The 22,716-nt window shown below is 35.3% G+C and carries 34 protein-coding genes; 5 read left to right on the top strand and 29 right to left on the bottom strand.

Features of this window, described 5'->3' with window-relative positions; translation table 11 throughout:
• Nucleotides 1-14: 14 nt before the first annotated feature.
• Together FA048_RS17170 and FA048_RS17165 are read left to right on the top strand one after the other, a co-directional pair.
• On the top strand, nucleotides 15-914 hold the full coding sequence (locus FA048_RS17170) for a nucleotidyltransferase family protein (protein ID WP_136843421.1): 900 nt from the start codon (nucleotides 15-17) through the stop codon (nucleotides 912-914).
• Nucleotides 905-1,975, top strand: a complete 1,071-nt coding sequence (locus tag FA048_RS17165) for a phosphotransferase enzyme family protein (protein ID WP_136843419.1) — start codon at nucleotides 905-907, stop codon at nucleotides 1,973-1,975. The genes FA048_RS17170 and FA048_RS17165 overlap by 10 nt, the downstream gene beginning before the upstream one ends.
• Nucleotides 1,976-2,330: 355 nt before the next feature.
• Here FA048_RS17165 and dnaK read toward each other — a convergent pair whose 3' ends face one another.
• Entirely contained in the window at nucleotides 2,331-4,232 is a 1,902-nt protein-coding gene (gene dnaK, locus FA048_RS17160) for a molecular chaperone DnaK (protein ID WP_136843417.1), read from the bottom strand.
• A gap of 427 nt (nucleotides 4,233-4,659) precedes the next feature.
• On the opposite strand from dnaK, the gene FA048_RS17155 reads away from it, so the two are divergent.
• Nucleotides 4,660-5,016, top strand: coding sequence for a hypothetical protein (locus FA048_RS17155; protein ID WP_136843415.1), 357 nt, complete (start codon nucleotides 4,660-4,662; stop codon nucleotides 5,014-5,016).
• A 9-nt stretch (nucleotides 5,017-5,025) separates the two neighbouring features.
• Here FA048_RS17155 and FA048_RS17150 read toward each other — a convergent pair whose 3' ends face one another.
• Complete coding sequence (locus FA048_RS17150) at nucleotides 5,026-6,231, bottom strand: class I SAM-dependent methyltransferase (protein ID WP_136843413.1); 1,206 nt, start codon at nucleotides 6,229-6,231, stop codon at nucleotides 5,026-5,028.
• 117 nt (nucleotides 6,232-6,348) lie between these two features.
• Between FA048_RS17150 and FA048_RS17145 the strand changes: the two genes are divergently transcribed.
• On the top strand, nucleotides 6,349-8,085 hold the full coding sequence (locus FA048_RS17145) for a GMC oxidoreductase (protein ID WP_136843411.1): 1,737 nt from the start codon (nucleotides 6,349-6,351) through the stop codon (nucleotides 8,083-8,085).
• A gap of 3 nt (nucleotides 8,086-8,088) precedes the next feature.
• Nucleotides 8,089-8,712 (top strand): gluconate 2-dehydrogenase subunit 3 family protein, encoded by a 624-nt coding sequence (locus FA048_RS17140; protein WP_136843409.1) that lies wholly within the window; start codon nucleotides 8,089-8,091, stop codon nucleotides 8,710-8,712.
• An 88-nt stretch (nucleotides 8,713-8,800) separates the two neighbouring features.
• On the opposite strand, the gene rplQ is transcribed toward FA048_RS17140, so the two are convergent.
• The 27 genes from rplQ to rplW form a co-directional block, all read right to left on the bottom strand.
• The gene (gene rplQ / locus FA048_RS17135; protein WP_136843406.1) at nucleotides 8,801-9,391 is read right to left on the bottom strand and encodes a 50S ribosomal protein L17; all 591 of its coding nucleotides are present in this window, start codon (nucleotides 9,389-9,391) and stop codon (nucleotides 8,801-8,803) included.
• Between the two features lie 130 nt (nucleotides 9,392-9,521).
• A complete protein-coding gene (locus FA048_RS17130; RefSeq protein WP_055130460.1) occupies nucleotides 9,522-10,514 on the bottom strand; it encodes a DNA-directed RNA polymerase subunit alpha in 993 nt (330 codons plus the stop codon).
• Between the two features lie 78 nt (nucleotides 10,515-10,592).
• Complete coding sequence (gene rpsD, locus FA048_RS17125; protein ID WP_136843404.1) at nucleotides 10,593-11,201, bottom strand: 30S ribosomal protein S4; 609 nt, start codon at nucleotides 11,199-11,201, stop codon at nucleotides 10,593-10,595.
• Nucleotides 11,202-11,271: 70 nt separating this feature from the next.
• The gene (rpsK, locus tag FA048_RS17120; RefSeq protein WP_025145207.1) at nucleotides 11,272-11,661 is read right to left on the bottom strand and encodes a 30S ribosomal protein S11; all 390 of its coding nucleotides are present in this window, start codon (nucleotides 11,659-11,661) and stop codon (nucleotides 11,272-11,274) included.
• 108 nt (nucleotides 11,662-11,769) lie between these two features.
• Nucleotides 11,770-12,147 carry a 30S ribosomal protein S13 gene (gene rpsM / locus FA048_RS17115; protein ID WP_136843402.1) on the bottom strand — a complete coding sequence of 126 codons (378 nt, stop codon included), beginning with the start codon at nucleotides 12,145-12,147 and terminating at the stop codon, nucleotides 11,770-11,772.
• A 73-nt stretch (nucleotides 12,148-12,220) separates the two neighbouring features.
• A complete protein-coding gene (gene rpmJ / locus FA048_RS17110) occupies nucleotides 12,221-12,337 on the bottom strand; it encodes a 50S ribosomal protein L36 (RefSeq protein ID WP_010599887.1) in 117 nt (38 codons plus the stop codon).
• Between the two features lies 1 nt (nucleotide 12,338).
• Nucleotides 12,339-12,557, bottom strand: a complete 219-nt coding sequence (infA, locus tag FA048_RS17105) for a translation initiation factor IF-1 (protein ID WP_008244555.1) — start codon at nucleotides 12,555-12,557, stop codon at nucleotides 12,339-12,341.
• 71 nt (nucleotides 12,558-12,628) lie between these two features.
• Nucleotides 12,629-13,414 carry a type I methionyl aminopeptidase gene (gene map / locus FA048_RS17100; RefSeq protein WP_136843400.1) on the bottom strand — a complete coding sequence of 262 codons (786 nt, stop codon included), beginning with the start codon at nucleotides 13,412-13,414 and terminating at the stop codon, nucleotides 12,629-12,631.
• 8 nt (nucleotides 13,415-13,422) lie between these two features.
• Nucleotides 13,423-14,760, bottom strand: a complete 1,338-nt coding sequence (gene secY, locus FA048_RS17095) for a preprotein translocase subunit SecY (protein ID WP_136843396.1) — start codon at nucleotides 14,758-14,760, stop codon at nucleotides 13,423-13,425.
• Between the two features lie 3 nt (nucleotides 14,761-14,763).
• Nucleotides 14,764-15,210, bottom strand: a complete 447-nt coding sequence (gene rplO, locus FA048_RS17090; protein WP_136843394.1) for a 50S ribosomal protein L15 — start codon at nucleotides 15,208-15,210, stop codon at nucleotides 14,764-14,766.
• Between the two features lie 103 nt (nucleotides 15,211-15,313).
• On the bottom strand, nucleotides 15,314-15,493 hold the full coding sequence (rpmD, locus tag FA048_RS17085; RefSeq protein WP_131555081.1) for a 50S ribosomal protein L30: 180 nt from the start codon (nucleotides 15,491-15,493) through the stop codon (nucleotides 15,314-15,316).
• A 4-nt stretch (nucleotides 15,494-15,497) separates the two neighbouring features.
• The gene (rpsE, locus tag FA048_RS17080) at nucleotides 15,498-16,016 is read right to left on the bottom strand and encodes a 30S ribosomal protein S5 (protein WP_055130468.1); all 519 of its coding nucleotides are present in this window, start codon (nucleotides 16,014-16,016) and stop codon (nucleotides 15,498-15,500) included.
• 18 nt (nucleotides 16,017-16,034) lie between these two features.
• The gene (gene rplR, locus FA048_RS17075; protein WP_136843392.1) at nucleotides 16,035-16,388 is read right to left on the bottom strand and encodes a 50S ribosomal protein L18; all 354 of its coding nucleotides are present in this window, start codon (nucleotides 16,386-16,388) and stop codon (nucleotides 16,035-16,037) included.
• 5 nt (nucleotides 16,389-16,393) lie between these two features.
• Nucleotides 16,394-16,951, bottom strand: a complete 558-nt coding sequence (gene rplF / locus FA048_RS17070; protein WP_136843390.1) for a 50S ribosomal protein L6 — start codon at nucleotides 16,949-16,951, stop codon at nucleotides 16,394-16,396.
• Nucleotides 16,952-16,969: 18 nt separating this feature from the next.
• Complete coding sequence (gene rpsH / locus FA048_RS17065; protein WP_136843388.1) at nucleotides 16,970-17,368, bottom strand: 30S ribosomal protein S8; 399 nt, start codon at nucleotides 17,366-17,368, stop codon at nucleotides 16,970-16,972.
• A 159-nt stretch (nucleotides 17,369-17,527) separates the two neighbouring features.
• Nucleotides 17,528-17,797, bottom strand: a complete 270-nt coding sequence (rpsN, locus tag FA048_RS17060; RefSeq protein WP_136843386.1) for a 30S ribosomal protein S14 — start codon at nucleotides 17,795-17,797, stop codon at nucleotides 17,528-17,530.
• Nucleotides 17,797-18,363, bottom strand: coding sequence for a 50S ribosomal protein L5 (gene rplE, locus FA048_RS17055; RefSeq protein ID WP_136843384.1), 567 nt, complete (start codon nucleotides 18,361-18,363; stop codon nucleotides 17,797-17,799). Before rplE ends, rpsN begins: the two co-directional genes overlap by 1 nt.
• Nucleotides 18,363-18,701 carry a 50S ribosomal protein L24 gene (rplX, locus tag FA048_RS17050; RefSeq protein WP_136843381.1) on the bottom strand — a complete coding sequence of 113 codons (339 nt, stop codon included), beginning with the start codon at nucleotides 18,699-18,701 and terminating at the stop codon, nucleotides 18,363-18,365. Before rplX ends, rplE begins: the two co-directional genes overlap by 1 nt.
• Before the next feature lies 1 nt (nucleotide 18,702).
• Nucleotides 18,703-19,071, bottom strand: a complete 369-nt coding sequence (rplN, locus tag FA048_RS17045) for a 50S ribosomal protein L14 (protein WP_041878524.1) — start codon at nucleotides 19,069-19,071, stop codon at nucleotides 18,703-18,705.
• 1 nt (nucleotide 19,072) lies between these two features.
• On the bottom strand, nucleotides 19,073-19,327 hold the full coding sequence (gene rpsQ / locus FA048_RS17040; RefSeq protein WP_055130475.1) for a 30S ribosomal protein S17: 255 nt from the start codon (nucleotides 19,325-19,327) through the stop codon (nucleotides 19,073-19,075).
• A 13-nt stretch (nucleotides 19,328-19,340) separates the two neighbouring features.
• On the bottom strand, nucleotides 19,341-19,550 hold the full coding sequence (gene rpmC, locus FA048_RS17035; RefSeq protein WP_090992923.1) for a 50S ribosomal protein L29: 210 nt from the start codon (nucleotides 19,548-19,550) through the stop codon (nucleotides 19,341-19,343).
• A gap of 72 nt (nucleotides 19,551-19,622) precedes the next feature.
• Nucleotides 19,623-20,045, bottom strand: a complete 423-nt coding sequence (gene rplP, locus FA048_RS17030; protein ID WP_131555073.1) for a 50S ribosomal protein L16 — start codon at nucleotides 20,043-20,045, stop codon at nucleotides 19,623-19,625.
• A gap of 35 nt (nucleotides 20,046-20,080) precedes the next feature.
• Nucleotides 20,081-20,935, bottom strand: a complete 855-nt coding sequence (gene rpsC / locus FA048_RS17025) for a 30S ribosomal protein S3 (RefSeq protein ID WP_136843379.1) — start codon at nucleotides 20,933-20,935, stop codon at nucleotides 20,081-20,083.
• Between the two features lie 5 nt (nucleotides 20,936-20,940).
• Nucleotides 20,941-21,303, bottom strand: coding sequence for a 50S ribosomal protein L22 (rplV, locus tag FA048_RS17020; RefSeq protein ID WP_136843377.1), 363 nt, complete (start codon nucleotides 21,301-21,303; stop codon nucleotides 20,941-20,943).
• A 7-nt stretch (nucleotides 21,304-21,310) separates the two neighbouring features.
• Nucleotides 21,311-21,577 (bottom strand): 30S ribosomal protein S19, encoded by a 267-nt coding sequence (gene rpsS / locus FA048_RS17015; RefSeq protein ID WP_136843375.1) that lies wholly within the window; start codon nucleotides 21,575-21,577, stop codon nucleotides 21,311-21,313.
• Nucleotides 21,577-22,401: a 50S ribosomal protein L2 gene (gene rplB / locus FA048_RS17010; protein WP_136843372.1), complete on the bottom strand. Its 825-nt coding sequence runs from the start codon at nucleotides 22,399-22,401 to the stop codon at nucleotides 21,577-21,579. The genes rpsS and rplB overlap by 1 nt, the downstream gene beginning before the upstream one ends.
• A gap of 23 nt (nucleotides 22,402-22,424) precedes the next feature.
• Nucleotides 22,425-22,715 (bottom strand): 50S ribosomal protein L23, encoded by a 291-nt coding sequence (gene rplW / locus FA048_RS17005; RefSeq protein WP_136843370.1) that lies wholly within the window; start codon nucleotides 22,713-22,715, stop codon nucleotides 22,425-22,427.
• Nucleotide 22,716 lies beyond the last annotated feature (1 nt).

Here is a 22,716-nt window from a genome sequence, read left to right as displayed (position 1 = left end):
TATAAAATTAATTAATGAAACCAACCCTACTAATTTTGGCTGCTGGTATGGCTAGCCGTTACGGAAGTATGAAACAAATAGATGGCTTCGGTCCAAATGGCGAAACTATCATCGATTATTCTATATATGATGCAATTAAAGCTGGCTTCGGCAAGGTTGTTTTTATCATCAAAGAAGAATTTGTAGAAAACTTCAAAAGCATTTTTGATGCCAAGCTGCAAGGAAAAATTGAAACAGATTACGTTTTTCAAAACTTCGATTTAAAACAATTTGGTATTGAAGAAGAGATTTATAGAGAAAAACCTTGGGGTACTGCTCATGCTATCTTATCAGGACGAAAAGTAATAAAAGAACCGTTCTGTGTAATTAATGCAGATGATTTTTATGGTTTTGATGCCTATAAAAAAATGGTAGCTTTCTTGAATGAAGAAGCTACAGATAGCAATTTCTCTATTATCGGTTATCAAATCGGTAAAACACTATCAGATTTTGGTGCTGTATCTCGTGGCGTTTGTAAAGTTGATGGTAATGGGAACTTAGAAGAAATTGTAGAACGCACTAAAATTTATCAAGATGGCGATGCTATTGTTTATGAAGAATATGATACAAAACATCCATTAGCCTATGAAACTCCAGTTTCAATGAATTTCTGGGGTTTTACTCCTGCTGTTTTTAAAGTTACAGAAGATCTTTTCAGAGAATTTGCATTAGCCAATAAGGATAAACCTAAAGCAGAATTCTTTATCCCATTAATTGGAGAAAATTTAGTAAAAAGTAATACTGCAGCCTTTAAAGTAGTACCAACTTCAAATCAATGGTTTGGTGTAACTTATAAGGAAGATAAACCTTTCGTACAAGCTAGCATAGATCAATTGATTAAAGATGGCGCGTATCCAGAAAAACTATGGAGCTAAATATTGACGAAGAAATATTAAAAGCTTACGGTTTCACTTTAGATACTATTGCTTTACAACAAATAGGTTCGGGACATATTAACCGAACCTATTTGCTTTTAACACAAGACAATAAAAAGTATATTCTTCAAAATATTAACACCCAAGTTTTTAAAGACCCTTTTGCTATTGCAAACAATATTAAGGCTGTAGCAGATTACTTAAAGAACCATTATCCAGCATACCTTTTTCCGGCACCAATTACAACCTTAAATGGAGACTTAATGCTTAGTCACCATGATTATTGGCGCTTACTTCCATTTGTAGAAAACACAGTTGCTCTCGATACTTTAAGCAATCCTAAACAAGCTTATGAAGCAGCAAAACAATTCGGTAAACTTAGTCGATTGTTAAATAATTTTGACGCATCTAGCTTAAAACCAACAATCAATGGCTTTCATGATTTAGTTTGGCGCTATGAACAATTTATTTTTGCCTTAAGTAAAGCGAAAGCTGAATTAAAAGAAAATGCCAAGCATGAAATTGACACAGCACTTCATCATCATTTTATAGTTGATTACTACTGTTCTTACGAGCATCGCAAGGATTTTCCAAATAGAGTAATGCATCACGACACTAAAATTAGCAATGTCCTTTTAAATGAAGATGACTATAGAGGCGTCTGTGTAATAGATTTAGATACTTTAATGCCTGGTAAGTTTATATCAGATTTAGGTGATATGATGCGAACTTATCTTTGTGCTTTTTCTGAGGATGAGACTGACCTTAATAAAGTAAAAATTAGGATAGATTATTTTAAAGCAACTATTGAAGGTTATCTTTCTGAAATGTCTAGTATATTAACAGAAACAGAGAAAGAATTGATCTTGTTCTCTGGAAAATATATTGTTTATATGCAGGCTTTACGTTTTTTAACAGATTATCTAAATGGTAGTGACTATTATCCTATTGCTTATCCAGAGCAAAATTTAGACAGAACAAAAAATCAATTCAAATTATTGAACGAGTTATTTGAAAATGAAAAAGTTTTGCAAGGAATAATAGAAGAATGTTTATCTTAATTTTGTCATTCAGAGCGAAGCGTTTGTCATTCAGAGCGAAGCGAAGAATCTACTTGCTTTATCATTAAAACATTCCCAAAAGCGCTTTTCCTTTGTTATATAAACCCAATAGTAACGAAAATACTTTTTGTTAGCCTGAGCGAAGTCGAGGGGTAAACAAAAAGTATTGTAGTGAATAGCGGGACTGAACTGGCCATAAAACACTGCCATTCATTTTCAAAAATGTCACCTTAAGATTGCTTCGTTCCTCGCAATGACGATGACATTAAACAAAAAAGCGTTACTGAACTTAATCAGCAACGCCTTTAAATATTATATTCAACTGAAAACTGTCAATTGAAAACTGAGAATTGACTTATTTCTTCTCTTCGTCTTTTACTTCTTCAAAATCAACATCAGTAACAGTATCGCCACCTTGTTGTGCATCAGCTTGTGGTGCTTCTCCTTGAGGTTGCTCACCAGCTTTGTACATTTCTTCTGAAGCTGCATTCCATGCAGTTTGTAACTCTTCTTGAGCTGCATCAATATCTGCAAAGTTACGAGACAAATGAGCTGCTTTTAATTTCTCTAAACCAGCTTCGATTGGCGCTTTTTTATCAGCAGATAATTTATCACCAAACTCTTTCAATTGTTTCTCAGTAGAGAAAATTAAAGCATCAGCACCGTTAATTTTATCTGCTTCTTCTTTTGCTTTAGCATCAGATTCTGCATTTGCTTCAGCTTCTTCTTTCATTTTCTTGATTTCTTCATCAGTTAAACCAGAAGATGCTTCGATACGGATTTTTTGCTCTTTACCAGTAGCTTTATCTTTAGCGCTTACGTGTAAAATACCGTTAGCATCAATATCAAAAGCCACTTCTACTTGAGGCACACCGCGAGGTGCAGGTGGAATACCATCTAAAATGAAACGACCAATTGTACGGTTTTGAGCAGCCATTGGACGCTCGCCTTGTAAAATATGGATTTCTACAGAAGGCTGATTATCAGCAGCAGTAGAGAAGGTTTCTGCTTTTTTAGAAGGAATAGTTGTATTTGCTTCAATTAACTTAGTCATTACACCACCCATAGTTTCAATGCCTAAAGAAAGCGGGGTAACATCTAATAACAATACATCTTTAACCTCACCAGTTAAAACACCACCTTGAATAGCAGCACCAATTGCTACAACTTCATCAGGGTTTACACCTTTACTTGGCTCTTTACCAAAGAAAGCTTTAACAGCATCTTGAATTGCAGGGATACGAGTTGAACCACCTACTAAGATAATTTCGTCGATATCACCAACTTTTAAACCAGCATTTTTCAAAGCAGATTTACAAGGATCAATAGTACGTTTAATTAAATCACCAGCCAATTGCTCAAATTTAGCACGGCTTAAAGTTCTAACTAAGTGTTTTGGGCCGCTTGCATCAGCAGTAATGTATGGCAAGTTAATTTCTGTAGAAGTAGTGCTTGATAACTCAATTTTAGCTTTTTCAGCCGCTTCTTTTAAACGTTGTAAAGCCATTGGGTCTTTGCTCAAGTCCATGCTGTTTTCAGCTTTAAACTCGTCATTTAACCAATCGATAATTACGTGGTCAAAATCGTCACCACCTAAGTGAGTATCACCATCAGTAGATTTTACTTCAAAAACGCCATCACCTAACTCTAAAACAGAAACATCATGTGTACCACCACCACAGTCAAACACAACAATTTTCATGTCTTTGTGTGCTTTATCTAAACCATAAGCTAAAGCAGCTGCAGTTGGCTCGTTAATGATACGTTTTACAGTTAAACCAGCTATTTCGCCTGCTTCTTTCGTAGCCTGACGTTGCGCATCGTTAAAATAAGCTGGAACAGTAATAACTGCTTCAGTAACTTCATGTCCTAAGAAATCTTCAGCCGTTTTTTTCATTTTCTGCAAAATCATAGCAGAAATCTCTTGTGGAGTATATTTACGGTCGTCAATCTCTACGCGAGGTGTGTTGTTATCACCTTTAATAACTTTATAAGGTACTCTACCAACTTCTTTCGAAACCTCAGCAAAGCTAGAACCCATAAAGCGTTTAATAGAATAAATTGTTTTTGTAGGGTTCGTTATCGCCTGACGTTTCGCAGGCTCACCCACTTTACGCTCGCCGTTTTCTGCAAAAGCAACAATAGATGGCGTTGTACGTTTACCCTCACTGTTGGCTATAACTACAGGTTCGTTACCTTCCATTACAGAAACGCAAGAGTTTGTTGTTCCTAAGTCTATACCAATTATTTTTCCCATTTTATTATGTATTTCTTTTAAATTTTTATTGTTTACAAGCTTAATAACAAGCAATGTGCCAATCAGGTTTTGGCAGAAATAACATTCAAAAGACTGTTAAAATGTAAAAAATGAAGTTAAATCGTGCTGACACGTTGTCAGAAATAAGTCAAAAGGCAGATTATTTAATAATTTGTAGTTTTTTTGAAAACGAATGTCAGTAATTCTTGAGATTTGTAGTCCTCTTATCTGCTTTACTCGCCTGTGGCTTCGTGTTCGCTATCAGCAGGTTTAAAATAACAAAAGCTTGTGCTAAATGTAAAACTGTGGCTTAAGCCTAAATTAAATGCATAAAAAAATAAGGTTTATAATTTATTAATTTAATCAATAGATAAATAAATGAGCGTAACAAACCGCATAAATTTTAATCGAACTACAAATCCTATATATGAAATACATATTACTCTCATTACTTACAATTTCATTATTAAGTTGTGTTGGCCCATTTGGAAATAAGTCGATAAAGGTCAAAATCATTAATGAATCACAAGTAGCTATTTCAAACGTTAAGCTTACAACATCAGAAAATTTAGATTCTCTGTTTTTCGCATATATTGAAAGCGATGCAAAAGAGTCAGGTAATTTAAATCTAGAGAAAAATAAAACAGATGGAGAGTATAATTTAAGCTTTAAGCAAAATGGAAAGTATCATATTGTAAAAAGTGGTTATTATACCAATGGGAGATCATTAGATTATTCTATGAATATCGTGGTAAAAAATGATACAGCATTCGTTTCTTATTAAAGTTAAAAATTAATTAAGCCCCAACAATCGTTCTAGATGATGATAATCAATCCCGAAATAAGCTTTAGTATCTTTTATTTTTTGTAAAATTTTTGCCCTTTCTTCGCTTTGATCTTTATTCTTTGAGCTTTCAGTTCTCTTCACTCCTACCACTAAAACATTCTTCGGAGTATTTGCATCAGAAATAAATTCGAACACTTTAGTTTTATAACCATAATATTCAAGAATTAAGGCTCTAACTCCATCAGTCACCATTTCAGCTTGGCGCTCTAAAAAAATCCCGTATTTAGTTAAAAAAGAAACTTCATTTTTAACCTTGTGCTTTTCAATTTCCCTTCTAATTTGTTTGTGGCAACAGGGTGCAACAACAATTAATTCTGCACCTACACTTATTCCTTTAAAGATGGCATCATCAGTTGCAGTATCACAAGCATGTAGGGCAATCAATAAATTAATCTCTTTTACTTTATAATCTTCAATAGTTCCTTCAACAAAATTTAATTGTTCAAAATTAGATTGTTTGGCAATATCATTACATAATTTTACTAAATCCTCTCTAAACTCAACACCGGTAACTTTAGCATTTAAGTTAAGCTGTTGATGCAAATAATCATACAGAGCAAAAGTAAGGTAGCCTTTACCAGAACCCATATCTACCACATTTTTAATGGTTCCATCTGGCAATTCTTTAATTAATGAACTTAAAATCTCAATATATTGATTGATTTGCTTGTATTTATCTTGCGCATTTTTAAAAACATTACCTTCAGCATCGGTAATTTTTAAAGAGTGAAGATAATTATTTGCTGTAGGCTTGATCAATCTTTTTTTCTCCTTATCGTGAGCAAGTTTTGGTTCGAGTTTCACATTCAATTCACGCTCACGTAGCTTAATCAAACCTTTTTTATCGTGTTCTATAATTATTTCTTTGTCAACGGTAAATAAGGTTGCAATCTTGAAATCATTACTCAACAGGTTGATGATTAAACCAGTGCCCTCTTCAAGCAGTAAATTTTTAAATATATCTCTAGTTTTATATCGATAATTAAAAGATAACATATCAGCTCTTTTAATTTTAACCAGCTTCACATACAGATTTTTCAGTTCCTTGTCATTACCTTGATAATTTCCGAGAGATAATTTAACTAGGTTTTTTTCAGCTATGCTGGCTTTTAAAAGGTTTGCAAACTTTAATAGAATATCACTATTGCTCATATAAATAAATCGATTTAGTTAACATTAAGGCTACATTATCAAAATTGTAGTCATAACGTTTCCATTTCACAAAATTAAGCTTTAAATTAGGATATCGTAAAATTCTAACCATTTAAAATGAGCGACTTTCAAATAAAAAAGTCTTCTACTGTATATGATGCCATTATTGTAGGCTCAGGTGCTGGAGGAGGAATGGCTGCCTATGTTTTGGCAAATGCTGGACAAAAAGTATTAATGCTTGAAGCGGGTCAATATTTCGACCCAAGAATAGATTCTCATCAAATGAAATGGCCATGGGAGTCTCCAAGACGTGGGGCTGGAACAACAAGACCTTTTGGAGATTTTGATGCTTCCTATGGAGGTTGGGAACTAGAAGGAGAACCATATACTAAAAAAGACAGAACTGAATTCGAATGGTTTCGGTCTCGCATGCTTGGTGGAAGAACCAACCATTGGGGTAGGATTTCTTTACGGATGGGACCAGATGATTTTAAGCCAAAAGATGGATTAACTGATGATTGGCCAATCACTTATGCAGACGTAAAGCCATTTTATGATAAGGTTGATCGAATGATTGGCATATATGGTTCAGTAGAAGGTATAGAAAATGAGCCTGATGGTATCTTTATGAAACCACCTAAACCACGCTTAAATGAACTTTTCATTAAAAAAGGCGCAGAAAAAGCAGGTGTTAAAGTAATTACTGGTAGGGGTGCAGTAATGACAGAATCTATTAAAGGCAACAATGATCGAGCACCTTGTTTTTACTGTGGCCAATGCGGCAGGGGCTGTAAGGTATATGGAGATTTTTCAGCATCATCTTGTTTAGTAATTCCAGCAGTAAGCACAGGTAATTTAACTGTAATAACTGATGCTATGGTTAGGGAAGTGATTACCAATAAGGATGGTACAGCAAAGGGTATTTCTTATGTAAATCGAAAAGATTTACAGGAATATCAAGTAAATGGAAAGCTAATCATCTTAGGAGCCAGTGCCTGTGAGTCTGCCAGAATACTTTTAAATTCAAAATCATCGCAACACCCAAATGGATTAGCAAATAATAGTGGGGTTGTTGGTAAATATCTACACGATTCTACTGGAGCAGGCGTATCAGGGTTTCTTCCTCAATTAATGGATAGAAAAAGATATAATGAAGATGGATTAGGAAGTATCCATATCTACTCTCCTTGGTGGTTAGACAATAAAAAATTAGATTTCCCTCGAGGCTACCACATTGAATATGGTGGTGGAATGAGTATGCCATCTTACGGATTTGGAGGAGGTGTACCAACTATGAATGGATTGGTACCAGACAAAAACGGAAAAATGAAAGATGCAGGTGGTTATGGTTCGGCTTTAAAAGATGATTACCGTCGTTTTTATGGCACCGGAGTAGGCATGGCGGGTCGTGGCACTGCCATTGCTCGGGAAGACAACTATTGTGAAATCGACCCAGATGTAGTTGATAAATTTGGTATTCCTGTTTTGAAATTTCATTATAAATGGGCGAAAGAAGAAATCTTGCAGGCCAAACATATGCAAGAAACATTTCTGTCAATTATGAAAGAAATGGGTGGAATTGTTACTTCTACAATTCATGGGCCCGAAACCAATTACGGATTGTTAGCTCCTGGAAAAATCATTCATGAAGTTGGCACCATTCGCATGGGAGATGACCCTAGTAAATCAGCATTAAATAAATACTGCCAGGCACATGATTGCAAAAATTTATTTGTAGTTGATGCCGGGCCATTTGTGCAACAGGGAGATAAAAATGCTACATGGACTATCTTAGCTTTATCCATGAGAACTGCAGAATATATTTTAGCTGAAAAGAAAAAACACAATATTTAAATTATGAATAGACGCGATTCCTTAAAGGCTATAGGCCTAACTGCATTAAGTACAACCCTATTAGTTGGTGCATGTAAAGATTCAGCAGAAAAAGAAGTAGTTAGCACAGCTGAAAGTACAGCAGGGCGTGAACCATGGGAAACAGAGAGAGATCAAAAATTAAAGAATGAAACTTTCTTTAATAAGCATGAAATGGCTACCATAACAGTTTTGGTTGACATTATCATTCCAAAAGATGAGATATCAGGTAGTGCAACAGACGCCAAAGTTCCAGAATTTATAGAATTTATTGTAAAGGATATGCCAGACCATCAAGTACCAATGCGAGGTGGTTTAAAATGGCTAGATATACAATGTTTTAATAGATTTGAAAAGCCTTTCATTGAAGCATCTGCTCAAGAACGAATTAGCATTATTGATGAAATTGCTTACCCTAATAAAGCAAAACCTGAAATGCGAGCAGGAGTTTCCTTCTTCAATAGAATGAGAAGTCTCACGGCATCTGGTTTCTATACTAGTGAAATTGGAGTAAGAGATATTGGTTATGTAGGCAACACTCCAAATCAATGGGCAGGTGTCCCTGATGATATTTTAAAACATTATGGGATGCAAGATATTAAAGTATAAACTTTATAACTTCAAACTCAATGCATTGTTTATAAAAAAAGCCCTTTAAGAAATTCTTAAAGGGCTTTTATATTTTAGTTAAGATTAACTATGCTTTTGGAGCTTCTTCTTCAGCGCTAGCTTCTGGTTTAGCTTCTTTAGTTGCAGGAGTTTCTTCAACAGCTGGTGCTGCTTCTTCTTCAACAACTACAGCTTCTTCAACTACAGCTTCAGCTTTTGGAGCTTTAGCCTCAGCCGCAGGAGCATCAGCTTTTTTAGCTTTGCTTCTACCTCTACGTGTAGTTTTCTTTTCTTCAGCAGCAGTATCTTTACCGTAAACTTCGTTGTAATCAACTAATTCAATTAATGCCATTTCAGCATTATCACCTAAACGATTGTTTAATTTGATAATACGAGTATAACCACCTGGACGATTAGCAACTTTTGCAGCTACATCACGGAACAATTCAGTTACCACTTCTTTATCTTGTAAGTAAGAGAAAACAATACGACGAGAGTGCGTAGTATCAGTTTTAGATTTTGTAATTAGAGGCTCAACATAACCACGTAAAACTTTCGCTTTAGCTAAAGTAGTTGAAATTCTCTTGTGCTTAATTAATGAAGAAGCCATGTTAGCTAACATCGCTTTTCTGTGCGAAGTTGTTCTGCCTAAATGGTTATTTTTTTTACCGTGTCTCATTGTTTGTTTTGTAAAGTGTATACCGTCTCTTTGAACTTAATCTGAGGGAATTATACACAGTGAATATTTAATTAATTATATTCCGAGCCTTGAGTTACAATTTCACAACTGAAACTCAAAACTGAAAACTTTACTCTTCGTCTAACTTGAATTTAGAAAGGTTCATTCCAAACGATAATTGTTTAGATTTAACTAGTTCTTGAATTTCAGTTAATGATTTTTTACCGAAGTTTCTGAATTTTAACATATCAGCAACATCGTAAGAAACTAGATCAGCCAAAGTACGGATATCAGCTGCTTTTAAGCAGTTTAAAGCACGTACAGAAAGATCTAAATCAACTAATTCAGTTTTAAGTATTTTACGCATATGTAAAATTTCCTCATCAACTTCTTTAGTTTCTTCTTTAGCTTGAGATTCTAATACCAAATTCTCATCAGAGAACAACATAAAGTGTTGGATTAAAATTTTAGCAGCTTCTTTCAAAGCTTCTTCTGGATGGATTGAACCATCGGTAGAAATATCTAGAATTAATTTCTCGTAATCTGTTTTTTGCTCAACACGATAGTTTTCGATCGTGTATTTTACATTTTTCATTGGAGTAAAAATCGAATCGATTGCAATTACACCAACTACTGTATCAGTAATTTTGTTCTCTTCTGCTGGAACATAACCACGTCCTTTATTAATAGTTAATTCTACTTCTAAAGTAACTGATTTCTCCATGTTACAGATTACAAAATCAGGGTTTAAAACCTCGAAGTTGTTAGAGAATTTTGTGATATCACCTGCTAAGAATTGGTCTTGACCATTTACAATGATGAATACTTTCTCTGAATCTCCTGACTCACCTACTTTTTTAAAACGAACTTGTTTTAAATTTAAGATGATTTCAGTTAGATCTTCTACCACACCTTTCATGGTAGAAAATTCATGAGAAACGCCTGAAAAACGAATACTTGTAATTGCAAAACCTTCTAATGAAGAAAGTAAAATTCTTCTCAAGGCATTACCAATTGTTACACCGAAACCGGGCTCTAAAGGACGAAATTCAAATTGACCATCGAAATCAGTTGATTTCTGCATGATTACCTTATCTGGTTTCTGAAATGCTAAAATTGCCATTTATAATGTTTTTAGATCGTTATATTAATAATGTGTAACGTAAAAAAGTTAAAGCCATGTAGGCTTTAACTGATATTATTACTTAGAGTATAACTCTACTATAAGATTCTCTTTAATGTTTTCTGGGATCTCATCACGGTTAGGATAAGCTAAAAACTTACCTGTTAACTCGCTTGCATTCCAATCTAACCAATTGAATTTATTGATTATTCTTCCTGCTACAGAGTTTGTGATTGCTTCTAATGATTTAGATTTATCACGTACTGCAATTACATCACCAGATCTTAATTGATATGATGGAATATTAACAACCTCACCATTTACAGTTACATGTTTGTGGCTAACCAATTGACGTGCACCTGAACGGGTTGGAGCGATACCTAGTCTGTATACAGTGTTATCTAAACGTGCTTCTAATAATTGTAATAAGTTATCACCAGTGATACCTTCACGAGAAGAAGCTTTAGTAAATAAGTTACGGAATTGTTTTTCTAACACACCATAAGTGTATTTTACTTTTTGTTTTTCCATTAACTGTACTGCGTACTCAGATTGTTTTCCTCTTCTTTTAGAAGCGCCATGTTGGCCTGGAGGGTAATTTTTTCTGTCTAATACTTTGTCAGGGCCGAAAATTGGCTCTCTGAATTTACGGGCGATTTTGGACTTTGGTCCGGTATATCTTGCCATTGTGTTGTTTTGATTTTAAAGTATCATGCAACCTTTAAATTGCAGACTCTTAGCTTTAAAAAATGATTAATTAAACTCTTCTCTTTTTAGGAGGACGACATCCATTGTGTGGAAGCGGAGTAATATCTTTAATAGATGTTACTTCGATACCAGCTACTTGTAAAGTTCTGATTGCAGACTCACGGCCTGAACCTGGGCCTTTAACAAATACTTCTACTTTACGTAGACCTAAATCAAATGCTACTTTACCGCAATCAGATGCAGCTTGACCAGCAGCGTATGGAGTGTTCTTTTTTGAACCCTTAAATCCCATTTTACCTGCAGACGACCATGAAATAGTTTGACCGTTGTTATTTGTTAGTGTTACAATGATGTTGTTGAACGTAGCGTTGATGTGAGCCTGACCTACAGACTCGATAACAACTATACGCTTTTTGGTAACTTTTTTGCTTTTAGCCATTTTGCTTTAATAATAAGTTAGTGAATTACTGGATTAGCGAATAACCCGGACCCATTAACCGTTTTAATTAATTTGTTCCAAGCAATCATAAAGATTGCTTATCATTTATTATTTAGTAGCTTTTTTCTTGTTAGCAACTGTTTTTCTCTTCCCTTTACGAGTACGAGAGTTGTTTTTTGTACGTTGACCACGAACAGGCAAACCTTTTCTATGACGTAAGCCACGGTAACAACCAATATCCATTAAACGTTTGATGTTTAATTGAACTTCAGAACGTAAAGCACCTTCTACTTTAATTCCATCGTTAATGATTGTACGGATAGCAGACAATTCATCGTCTGACCAGTCTTGTACTTTTTTATTGAAATCAATTCCTGCCTCAGTTAAAATGTTCTGAGCAGTTTGTCTACCTATTCCGAAGATATAAGTTAACCCAATTTCACCTCTTTTGTTTCTTGGTAAATCAATACCTGAAATCCTTGCCATATTTATAAGTTGTTTTAAGACGAACGACCGAACGGCGGACCACCGTTGTACGAGTTCATTCGAATGTTTTTAATTATCCTTGACGTTGCTTGTACTTTGGATTTTTCTTGTTAATTACGTAAAGTTTTCCTTTACGGCGAATAATCTTACAATCAGCGCTACGTTTTTTAATTGATGACCTAACTTTCATTTTATTTATATCTATAAGTAATCCTGCCTTTTGATAAATCGTAAGGCGACATCTCTAATTTAACTTTATCTCCAGGAAGGATTTTGATGTAGTGCATCCTCATCTTTCCTGAAATATGAGCGATAATTTCATGGCCATTTTCAAGTTCTACTCGAAACATAGCATTTGATAACGCTTCTCTTATTACTCCGTCTTGTTCAATTGAGGCTTGTTTAGCCATATTATATTGATTTTTACTTAATTAGCTGCTATTAAACAGGGTTGCAAAATTAAATAAAAATTTTTAATTTTTTACTTTTTTTCTTTTAAAACTTCTTCAATAAGTGAAAAGGTCGATAAAACATCTGCTTTCCCCCTTTTGATAGCAACCGTATGTTCAAAATGTGCTGAAGGTTTATTATCTCTTGTAGTTACTGTCCATCCATCAGACCAAAACTTAACAGCTGGAGTACCAGCATTAATCATTGGCTCTATGGCAATTACCATTCCTTCTTCTAATTTAACTCCACTACCTCTTTTACCATAATTTGGCACTTCTGGTTTCTCGTGAAGCTTAACTCCAACACCATGCCCTACAAGTTCTCTAACAACTCCAAAACCGTTGCTCTCTGCATGATTTTGTACTGCAAAAGCAATATCTCCAATTCGCATACCAACAACTGCTTTATCTATTGCTAGACTTAAGCACTCTTGAGTTACTTTAGTTAGTTTTTGCTTTTCGGTATCCACTTCTCCAATAGAGAATGTATAAGCAGAATCGCCAAAAAAGTTATTTTTAATTACACCACAATCAACTGAAATTAAGTCTCCCTCCTTGATAACATAGTCATTAGGGAAACCGTGAACCACTTGGTCATTTGGTGAAATACACAATGAATTAGGGAAACCTCCATAATTTAAAAAGGCAGGAATAGCTCCATGATCCTTAATAAATTCATAAGCTAATTTATCTAATGCAATAGTAGTAACACCTGGTGCAATTATTTTAGCAACTTCTGCTAACGTTTTTGAAACAAGTAAAGAACTTTCTCTTATTAATTCGATCTCCTCCGGAGATTTATAATAAATTTTTGACATGTTAACTTTTACAAAGCGGCTCCAGTGCCAGCTGCAGGAATTCCTGTTCTGCCTGTAACTCTACCTGTTTTCATTAAACCATCATAGTGGCGCATTAATAAATAACTTTCAATTTGTTGTAAAGTATCTAAAACAACACCAACTAAAATTAATAATGACGTACCTCCAAAGAATTGAGCAAATTCTTGTTGAATACCCAATTTAACAGCAAATGAAGGAAGGATTGCAATAATTGCTAAGAAAAGCGATCCTGGGAAAGTAATCTTAGAAATAACATCATCAATGAAAGAAGAAGTAGCTAGTCCTGGTTTAATACCTGGAATAAATCCGCCATTCTTTTTCATGTCATCAGACATTTGAGTTGGGTTAACAGTAATTGCAGTATAGAAGAAAGTAAATGCAATAATTAAAAATGCAAATGTTAAACTGTAAGTTAACGATGTAATATCTGTATACTGGTGTAACCAACTATCTGTTAGCTTTTCAGGAAACAAGCCTATTAAAGCATTAGGAATAAACATTAAAGCTTGAGCAAAAATGATTGGCATTACACCAGCCGCGTTTACTTTTAATGGAATATATTGTCTAACTCCCCCAACTTGTCTATTACCAACAATTCTTTTTGCATATTGTACAGGTACTTTACGCACACCTTGAACAATAAGGATAGTAAACATTACAACGGCTAATAAAGCAACAATCTCTAAAACAATCATAATCAAACCGCCATCATTACCAGCAAATTTTGAAGAAACTTCTTGTTGTAGCGCGATTGGCAAACGGGCTATAATACCCACCATAATAATTACTGACGTACCGTTACCAATTCCCTTATCAGTGATTTTCTCACCTAACCACATTACAAACAAAGTTCCAGCCGTTAATACAAAGCCTGATAACACATAAAATGTAAAATGATCAATAAGTATTGCTTCTGGTTTAATTTGAGTTTTTACATAACCAACAGCTTGTATAGCTGTAATAAAAACTGTTAGATAACGCGTGTACTGTGTTAATTTTTTTCTGCCACTCTCACCTTCTTTTTGCATTTTTTGGAAAGAAGGGACAGCAATACCTAACAACTGTACAACAATAGATGCAGAGATATAAGGCATTACGCCTAAAGCTACAATTGATACTTTTGAAAAAGCACCACCTGCAAACATATCCAACAAACCTAAAATTCCAGTTTTTTGAGTATCTACTAACTGAGCAGGATCTACACCTGGTAGAACCACTTGACAAACGACCCTGTAAATTACAAGAATCATTAACGTAAATAATATACGTTCTTTTAATTCTTGTATTTTCCAGATATTACTTAAAGTAGTAAATAGCTTCTTCATTAATTACAATTTTACGATTGAGCCTCCAGCAGCTTCGATTGCTTTTTGTGCAGTTGCAGAAAAAGCATGAGCTGTAACTTCCAATTTAGCTTTAACTTCACCACGACCTAAGATTTTCACTAAGTCGTTTTTAGAAGCTAAACCATGCTCTTGTATAGCAGCAAAATCAATGGTTGTTAAATTGAATTTTTCTGCCAATCCTTGTAGTATGTCTAAGTTAACGCCTACATATTCTGTACGGTTAATTGGTTTGAAACCAACTTTAGGCACACGACGTTGTAATGGCATTTGACCACCTTCAAAACCGATTTTTGTTTTGTGACCAGAACGTGAACCAGCTCCTTTATGACCACGAGTAGATGTACCACCACGACCAGAACCTTGACCACGACCAATTCTTTTAACTTTTTTTACAGAACCTGCTGCAGGTTTTAAATTACTTAAGTTCATTTTTTAAACTTGTTGTGTTGCCCTTCGCTTTCACTAATCAGGGACAACGATAAATAAATAAAAATCTGTTTAAGCAAAAACTCACTTAAACAGATTTTAATAATTAAATAGTCTCTATAGCTACTAAGTGATTAACTTTTCTTACCATCCCAATAATGGCAGCGTTAGCCTCAACTTCTACACTTTGGTTCATTTTTTTTAAACCTAAAGCTTGCATAGTTCTTTTTTGGCGTTCGCTTCTATCGATAATGCTTTTAATTTGGGTAATTTTAATTTTAGCCATGATATTATCCGTTAAAAACTTTATTTAAATCTACACCACGGTGCTGTGCTACTGTATAAGCATCACGCATTTTAGTTAAAGCATCTACTGTTGCTTTTACCACGTTGTGTGGGTTTGATGAACCTTTTGACTTTGCTAGTACGTTATGAATACCAGCACTCTCTAATACAGCACGCATTGCACCACCTGCAATTACACCAGTACCTACTGCAGCTGGTTTGATTAAAACAAAACCACCAGAGAATTTACCTATTTGCTCATGTGGAACTGTACCGTGCAAAATTGGAACTTTAACTAAGTTCTTTTTTGCATCATCAATTCCTTTAGCAATAGCTTCTGTAACCTCCTTAGCTTTACCTAAACCATAACCAACAACACCTTGCTCATCTCCTACAACCACAATGGCTGAGAAGCTGAAAGTACGACCACCTTTGGTTACTTTGGCAACACGTTGTATGCTAACTAAACGATCTTTTAATTCGATCTCGCTAGTCTTAACTCTTTTTATATTGATAGTTGACATCTTATCCTATTTCTTAGATTAAAATACTAAACCAGCCTCGCGAGCACCATCTGCCAACGATTTAACACGACCATGGTATAAGTAACCATTTCTGTCGAAAACAACTTCTTTAACACCAGCTGCAATTGCTTTTTCAGCAATTAATTTGCCTACTGCTATTGACTGATCAGATTTGTTTCCTTTACCAGTAAAATCTTTAGATAAAGATGATGCTGAAACTATTGTACTACCAGTTACATCATTGATGATTTGAGCATAAATCCCTTTATTGCTTCTATAAACTGATAAACGTGGACGGTTTTCAGATCCAGTAAGTCTTTTTCTGATACCTTTTTTTATACGATCTCTACGAGATAATTTTTTTCCTGCCATTTTGATTATTTTTTAGAAGCTGATTTACCTGCTTTTCTTCTTAACACTTCACCAACAAACTTGATACCTTTACCTTTATAAGGCTCTGGGGTACGTAATGAACGAATTTTCGCTGCTACTTGACCTATCAATTGTTTATCGATACTCTCTAAAATAATTTTAGGAGTTTGACCTTTTTCTGATGTAGTAGTTACTTTAATCTCTGTTGGTAACTGGAATACATAGTGGTGAGAATAACCTAAAACTAGATCCAAAGTATTACCTTGGTTAGTAGCACGGTAACCCACACCTACTAATTCTTGTTCTATTTTAAAACCATCTGTAACACCAACAACCATATTGTTGATTAAAGAACGATATAAACCGTGTAAGGCTTTATGTCTTTTTTGCTCAGTTGGACGGCTTACTGTAAGTACGCCATCTTCTTGACTGATAATAATATCTGCGTCTACCGCTTGAGTTAATTCTCCTTTTGGACCTTTAACAGTAACAACGTTATCGTTAGATACAGTTATAGTTACACCAGCAGGTACATTAATTGGATTCTTTCCTATTCTTGACATTGTGCTATCCTCCTTTAATTAATAAACGTGACACAATACCTCACCGCCAATGTTTAATTTGGCTGCTTCTTTATCAGTCATTACACCTTTAGAAGTAGATAAGATTGCGATACCTAAACCATTTAATACTCTTGGCATATTATCTACACCAGCGTATTGTCTTAAACCTGGTTTGCTGATACGTGTTAACGTACGGATAGCCGAGATTTTAGTAATTGCATTGTATTTCAAAGCAATTTTGATAACGCCTTGAGCGTTAGTGTCTTCAAACTTGTAGTTTGCGATGTAACCTTTATCAAAAAGTACTTTTGTAATTTCCTTTTTAAGGTTTGATGCAGGAATTTCTACAATTCTGTGATTAGCCTTGATGGCATTTCTCACTCTTGTCAGATAATCTGCGATTGGATCTGTATTCATTATTATTGAGTTGTGATAGTGGTATCCTGTTTGCCCTCTGGCTCTAGGACCTGCTATCGGTTAAAATTCTAATTCTTGCTATATACTAAAGAGCTATAAGCTGTAAGGGCTGCAAAAATACAACTTACAACTTATAACTCAAAATTTATAACCTCTTAATTACCAGCTTGCTTTTCTTACGCCTGGTATTTTTCCATCTAAAGCCATTTCACGAAAAGTAACCCTTGATATACCAAAAGTACGCATGTATCCACGAGGACGACCAGTTAATTTACAACGGTTGTGTAAACGTACTGCTGATGAGTTTTTTGGTAACTTATCTAATCCTTCGTAATCACCTGCAGCTTTTAATTCTGCACGTTTGTCTGCATATTTAGCAACCAATTTTTGGCGCTTAATTTCGCGAGCTTTTACACCTTCTTTTGCCATTATTGCTCAGTTTTTTGATTTTTAAACGGTAATCCAAATTGTTTTAACAATTCTAATGCTTCAACATCAGTAGTAGCAGACGTTACAAAAGTAATATCCATACCTAAAATCTTGCTGATTTTATCGATGTTAATCTCTGGGAAAATGATTTGTTCAGTGATACCTAAAGTATAATTACCTTTTCCATCAAATCCTTTATCATTGATTCCTTTGAAATCTCTAATTCGTGGCAAAGCTACGGAAATTAATCGATCTAAAAACTCATACATGTTATTGTCACGTAAAGTTACTCTTACACCAACTGGCATACCTTTACGTAATTTAAAGTTTGAGATATCTTTTTTAGATTTTGCTCCTACTGCTTGTTGACCTGCGATAGTGCTCATTTCTAAGATAGAACTATCCATAACTTTTTTGTCAGTTACAGAATAACGGCCAACACCTTGGTTAATGGCAATTTTCTCTAATTTAGGAACTTGCATAATGCTTTTGTAATTGAACTTATCTTTAAGTGCAGTTACAATTTCCTCTTTATATTTACTTTTTAATCTTGGTACGTATGCCATTATTTGATTTCCTCCCCTGAAATTTTAGCAACTCTAACTAATTTTCCGTCAGCGTTTAATTTACGACCAACACGAGTAGTTTTACCAGTTTTTGGATCAACTAATTGTACGTTAGAAATATGAAGAGCAGCTTCTTTTTTAATTATACCACCATTTGGTGTTGCAGCATTTGGTTTAGTATGTTTTGATACAAGGTTAATACCTTCTACTACAACTCTATTTTTAGCAACCAATACTTCTTGAACTTTACCTTGTTGGCCTTTTGAATCGCCAGCTATAACCTTTACTAAATCTCCTTTACGGATTTTTGCTTTGGTTTGTGTTACTTTATTTTTCATATTATAATACCTCCGGTGCTAATGATACAATTTTCATGAATTGTTTTTCACGCAGTTCTCTCGCAACCGGGCCAAAAATACGTGTACCACGTGGCTCGTCTTGTGCATTTAACAATACTGCTGCATTATCATCAAAACGAATATAAGAACCATCCTTACGTCTGATTTCTTTTTTAGTTCTTACTACAACTGCTTTAGAAACTGTTCCTTTTTTAATGTTACCAGATGGCAAAGCGCTTTTTACAGTAACAACAATTTTGTCGCCTATTGAAGCATATCTTTTGCCAGTTCCACCAAGTACACGGATAACCAGTACTTGTTTTGCGCCGCTATTGTCGGCTACGTTTAATCGTGATTCCTGTTGTACCATCTTATTTAGCTCTTTCTAAAATTTGTACTAATCTCCAGTTCTTGTTTTTACTCAGCGGACGCGTTTCTTGAATTAATACAGTATCACCGATACCACATTCGTTCTTTTCGTCATGAGCCATAAATTTGGTAGTTTTTTTAACAAACTTACCATAGATCGGGTGTTTCACTTTACGTTCAACTGCCACAACAACAGATTTATCCATTTTGTTGCTTACCACCAACCCGGTTCTTGTTTTTCTTAATTGTCTTTCCATTTCGACTCTAAAGTTATTTAGTTTCAGTTGCAGACTGAGCTTTAAGCTTAGTCAATTCAGTAGTTAATCGGGCGATGTCTTTTCTTACCTTAGTAATACGGGTAGGATTTTCTATAGCCGAAATTGTGTGTGCAAATTTTAACTTTACCAAGTTTTCTTTTTCTTCTGCAATCTTAGCTACTAGTTCTTCTTTTGAAAGCCCTATGATTTCTGAGTTCTTCATTTTATTAATTTTTATGTCTGGGTCTAGCGGTTATAACAACAAGTTATTTATAACATTGATCCCACAACTTTTTTATGCTTCTACGTAATCTCTACGTACTACAAACTTTGTTTGAATTGGTAATTTTTGAGCTGCTAGTCTTAATGCTTCTTTGGCAACTTCCATAGGAACACCTTCTGCCTCAAAAATTATACGTCCGGGTCTAACAACAGCTACCCAATATTCTGGAGCACCTTTACCTTTACCCATACGTACCTCAGCTGGTTTTTTAGTTACCGGTTTATCCGGGAATATTCTAATCCAAACTTGACCTTCACGTTTCATGAAACGAGTTACCGCAATACGGGCTGCTTCTATCTGGCGACTTGTAATCCAAGTTGCCTCTAAAGATTTAATCCCGAAAGAACCGAATGACAATTCAGCACCACGAGTTGCTAAACCTTTCATTCTGCCTTTTTGCATCTTTCTGAACTTCGTTCTTTTTGGCTGTAACATTTTATTTTAATATTATCGTTAAACGATCTTGTTAACTATTTGCGTGGACCTCTGTTGGCACCACCACCTTTATTATCTCTTCCTGCACCAGCACCGCCTTGACCCGGACGACCACCACCACCACCTGGGCGTTTGTCATTCCTTCTGTCTCCGCCGCCTCTGTTATCTCTACCGCCATCTCTACCACCGAAAGCACCTTGAGGTCTCTCGCCAGCTTTACCTGGAGCATTACTAGCAGCACCGATGTTTGGAGAAAGATCACGTTTACCGTAAACTTCACCTTTACAGATCCATACTTTAACACCTATTTTACCATAAGTAGTTAAAGCTTCTGCTAATGCGTAATCAATGTCTGCACGGAAAGTATGCAAAGGAATTCTTCCTTCTTTATACTGTTCGCTACGAGCCATCTCAGCACCACCTAAACGACCTGAAGTCATTATTTTGATACCTTCTGCACCCATACGCATTGTTGATGCGATAGTAGATTTCATTGCTCTACGGAATGAGATTCTAGCCTCAAGTTGTTTTGCAACACCTTCTGCAACTAATTGTGCATCAAGTTCAGGGCGTTTAATTTCAAAGATGTTAATTTGAATTTCCTTTTTAGTTAATTTCTTTAACTCTTCTTTAATTTTATCAACCTCTTGACCTGCTTTACCGATTACAATACCTGGACGAGCTGTGTGAATAGTAACAGTGATACGTTTTAACGTACGTTCGATTACTACTTTAGCTACACCACCTTTTGCAATACGAGCTGAAAGGTATTTTCTTATTTTTTCGTCTTCAACTAATTTATCAGCATAGTTGTTGCCTCCGAACCAATTAGAATCCCATCCTCTGATGATTCCTAATCTGTTACCTATTGGATGTGCTTTTTGTCCCATTTCTGTTAATTAGTTTGAGTTTCAACGTTTTTACTATCTACTACTAAGGTAACATGGTTTGAACGCTTACGTATTCTATAACCACGACCTTGAGGAGCTGGTCTAAGTCTTTTTAACTGACGACCACCGCCTACCATTATCGTTTTCACGTATAACTGGTTTTCTTCAGGGCGAGAACCTTCATTTTTTGATTCCCAATTTTTGATTGCTGACAATAAAAGTTTTTCAACTCTAATTGCTGCTTCTTTATTTGTGAATTTCAAAATGCTTAATGCTTTCTCAACACGCTCACCTCTGATAAGATCTACAACCAAACGCATTTTACGTGGTGAGGTTGGACAATTGTTTAATTTCGCTAATGCTTCCATCTCTTAATTATTTTCTTTTTTCAGAGTGACCCCTAAATGTTCTGGTTGGAGCAAACTCTCCCAGCTTGTGACCAACCATGTTTTCTGTTACGTATACCGGTATAAATTTATTACCGTTATGTACTGCAAATGTATGACCAACAAAATCTGGTGATATCATTGATCTACGAGACCAAGTTTTGATCACAGACTTCTTGCCTGAATCATTCATAGAGACTACTTTTTTCTCTACGTTATGGTCAATATAAGGTCCTTTTTTTATCGAACGAGCCATTATTTCTTCCTTTTCTCTATGATGAAACGATTTGAGTATTTTTTAAGTGAGCGGGTTTTGAAGCCTTTAGAGTAAACGCCGTTTCTTGAACGAGGTTGACCTCCTGAAGAGCGACCTTCACCACCACCCATTGGGTGATCCACTGGGTTCATCGCTACTGGACGAGTTCTAGGGCGACGACCTAACCAACGGCTACGTCCTGCTTTACCTAATACTTCATTAGCGTGATCTGAATTAGAAACTGCACCAATTGTTGCTAAACAAGTAACTAAGATAGATCTTACTTCACCTGATGGCATTTTAATAGTTGCATATCTACCATCTCTAGCTGCAAGTTGTGCATAAGCACCTGCGCTACGTGCCATTTGAGCACCTCTACCTGGTTGAATTTCTAAATTGTGGATAATAGATCCCAAAGGGATATTTGCCAACGTTAAAGTGTTACCTACTTCTGGAGTAGCTGTTTCACCCGAAAGCACAGTTTGTCCTACTTGCAATCCCTCAGGTGCAATAATGTAGCGCTTCTCTCCATCTGCGTAGTGCAATAATGCAATACGAGCGGTACGGTTTGGATCGTACTCAACAGTAGCTACTGTTGCAGGGATATCAAACTTATCACGTTTAAAATCAATTAAACGGTAAGATTTTTTGTGACCACCACCCATGTAGCGCATAGTCATCTTTCCTGTATTGTTACGACCTCCCGATTTCTTAGAAGATACAACCAATGATTTTTCGGGCTTGGTTGCTGTAATCTCCGTGAAGCTTGCGCCTACCCTAAAACGGGTTCCCGGAGTGACTGGTTTAAATTTTCTTAAGCCCATAGTTATAAATTATTCAATTCTTATTAAATATTCGCGTAATAATCTATTGTTTCGCCATCTTTCAATGTTACAATAGCTTTTTTGTATTTCGGGGTACGACCCGATACTAAACCACCTTTAGTATTTCTTGATTTCATCTTACCTACAACAACCATTGTGTTAAGGGCAACGATGTTCACTCCATACATTTTTTCGATGGCAGATTTAATCTGCAACTTGTTAGCTCTGTGGTCTACTCTGAAGGTAAAACGATTAGCTTTTTCAGTTAATGCAGAAGCTTTTTCAGTTAATATTGGTTTTTGTAAAATTTCCATA

Source organism: Pedobacter polaris (genome assembly GCF_005116505.1).
In the GTDB taxonomy this organism is placed as follows: domain Bacteria; phylum Bacteroidota; class Bacteroidia; order Sphingobacteriales; family Sphingobacteriaceae; genus Pedobacter; species Pedobacter polaris.
Note: the sequence above shows the minus strand (reverse complement) of the source record. Positions and strands in the feature narration are given on the sequence as shown.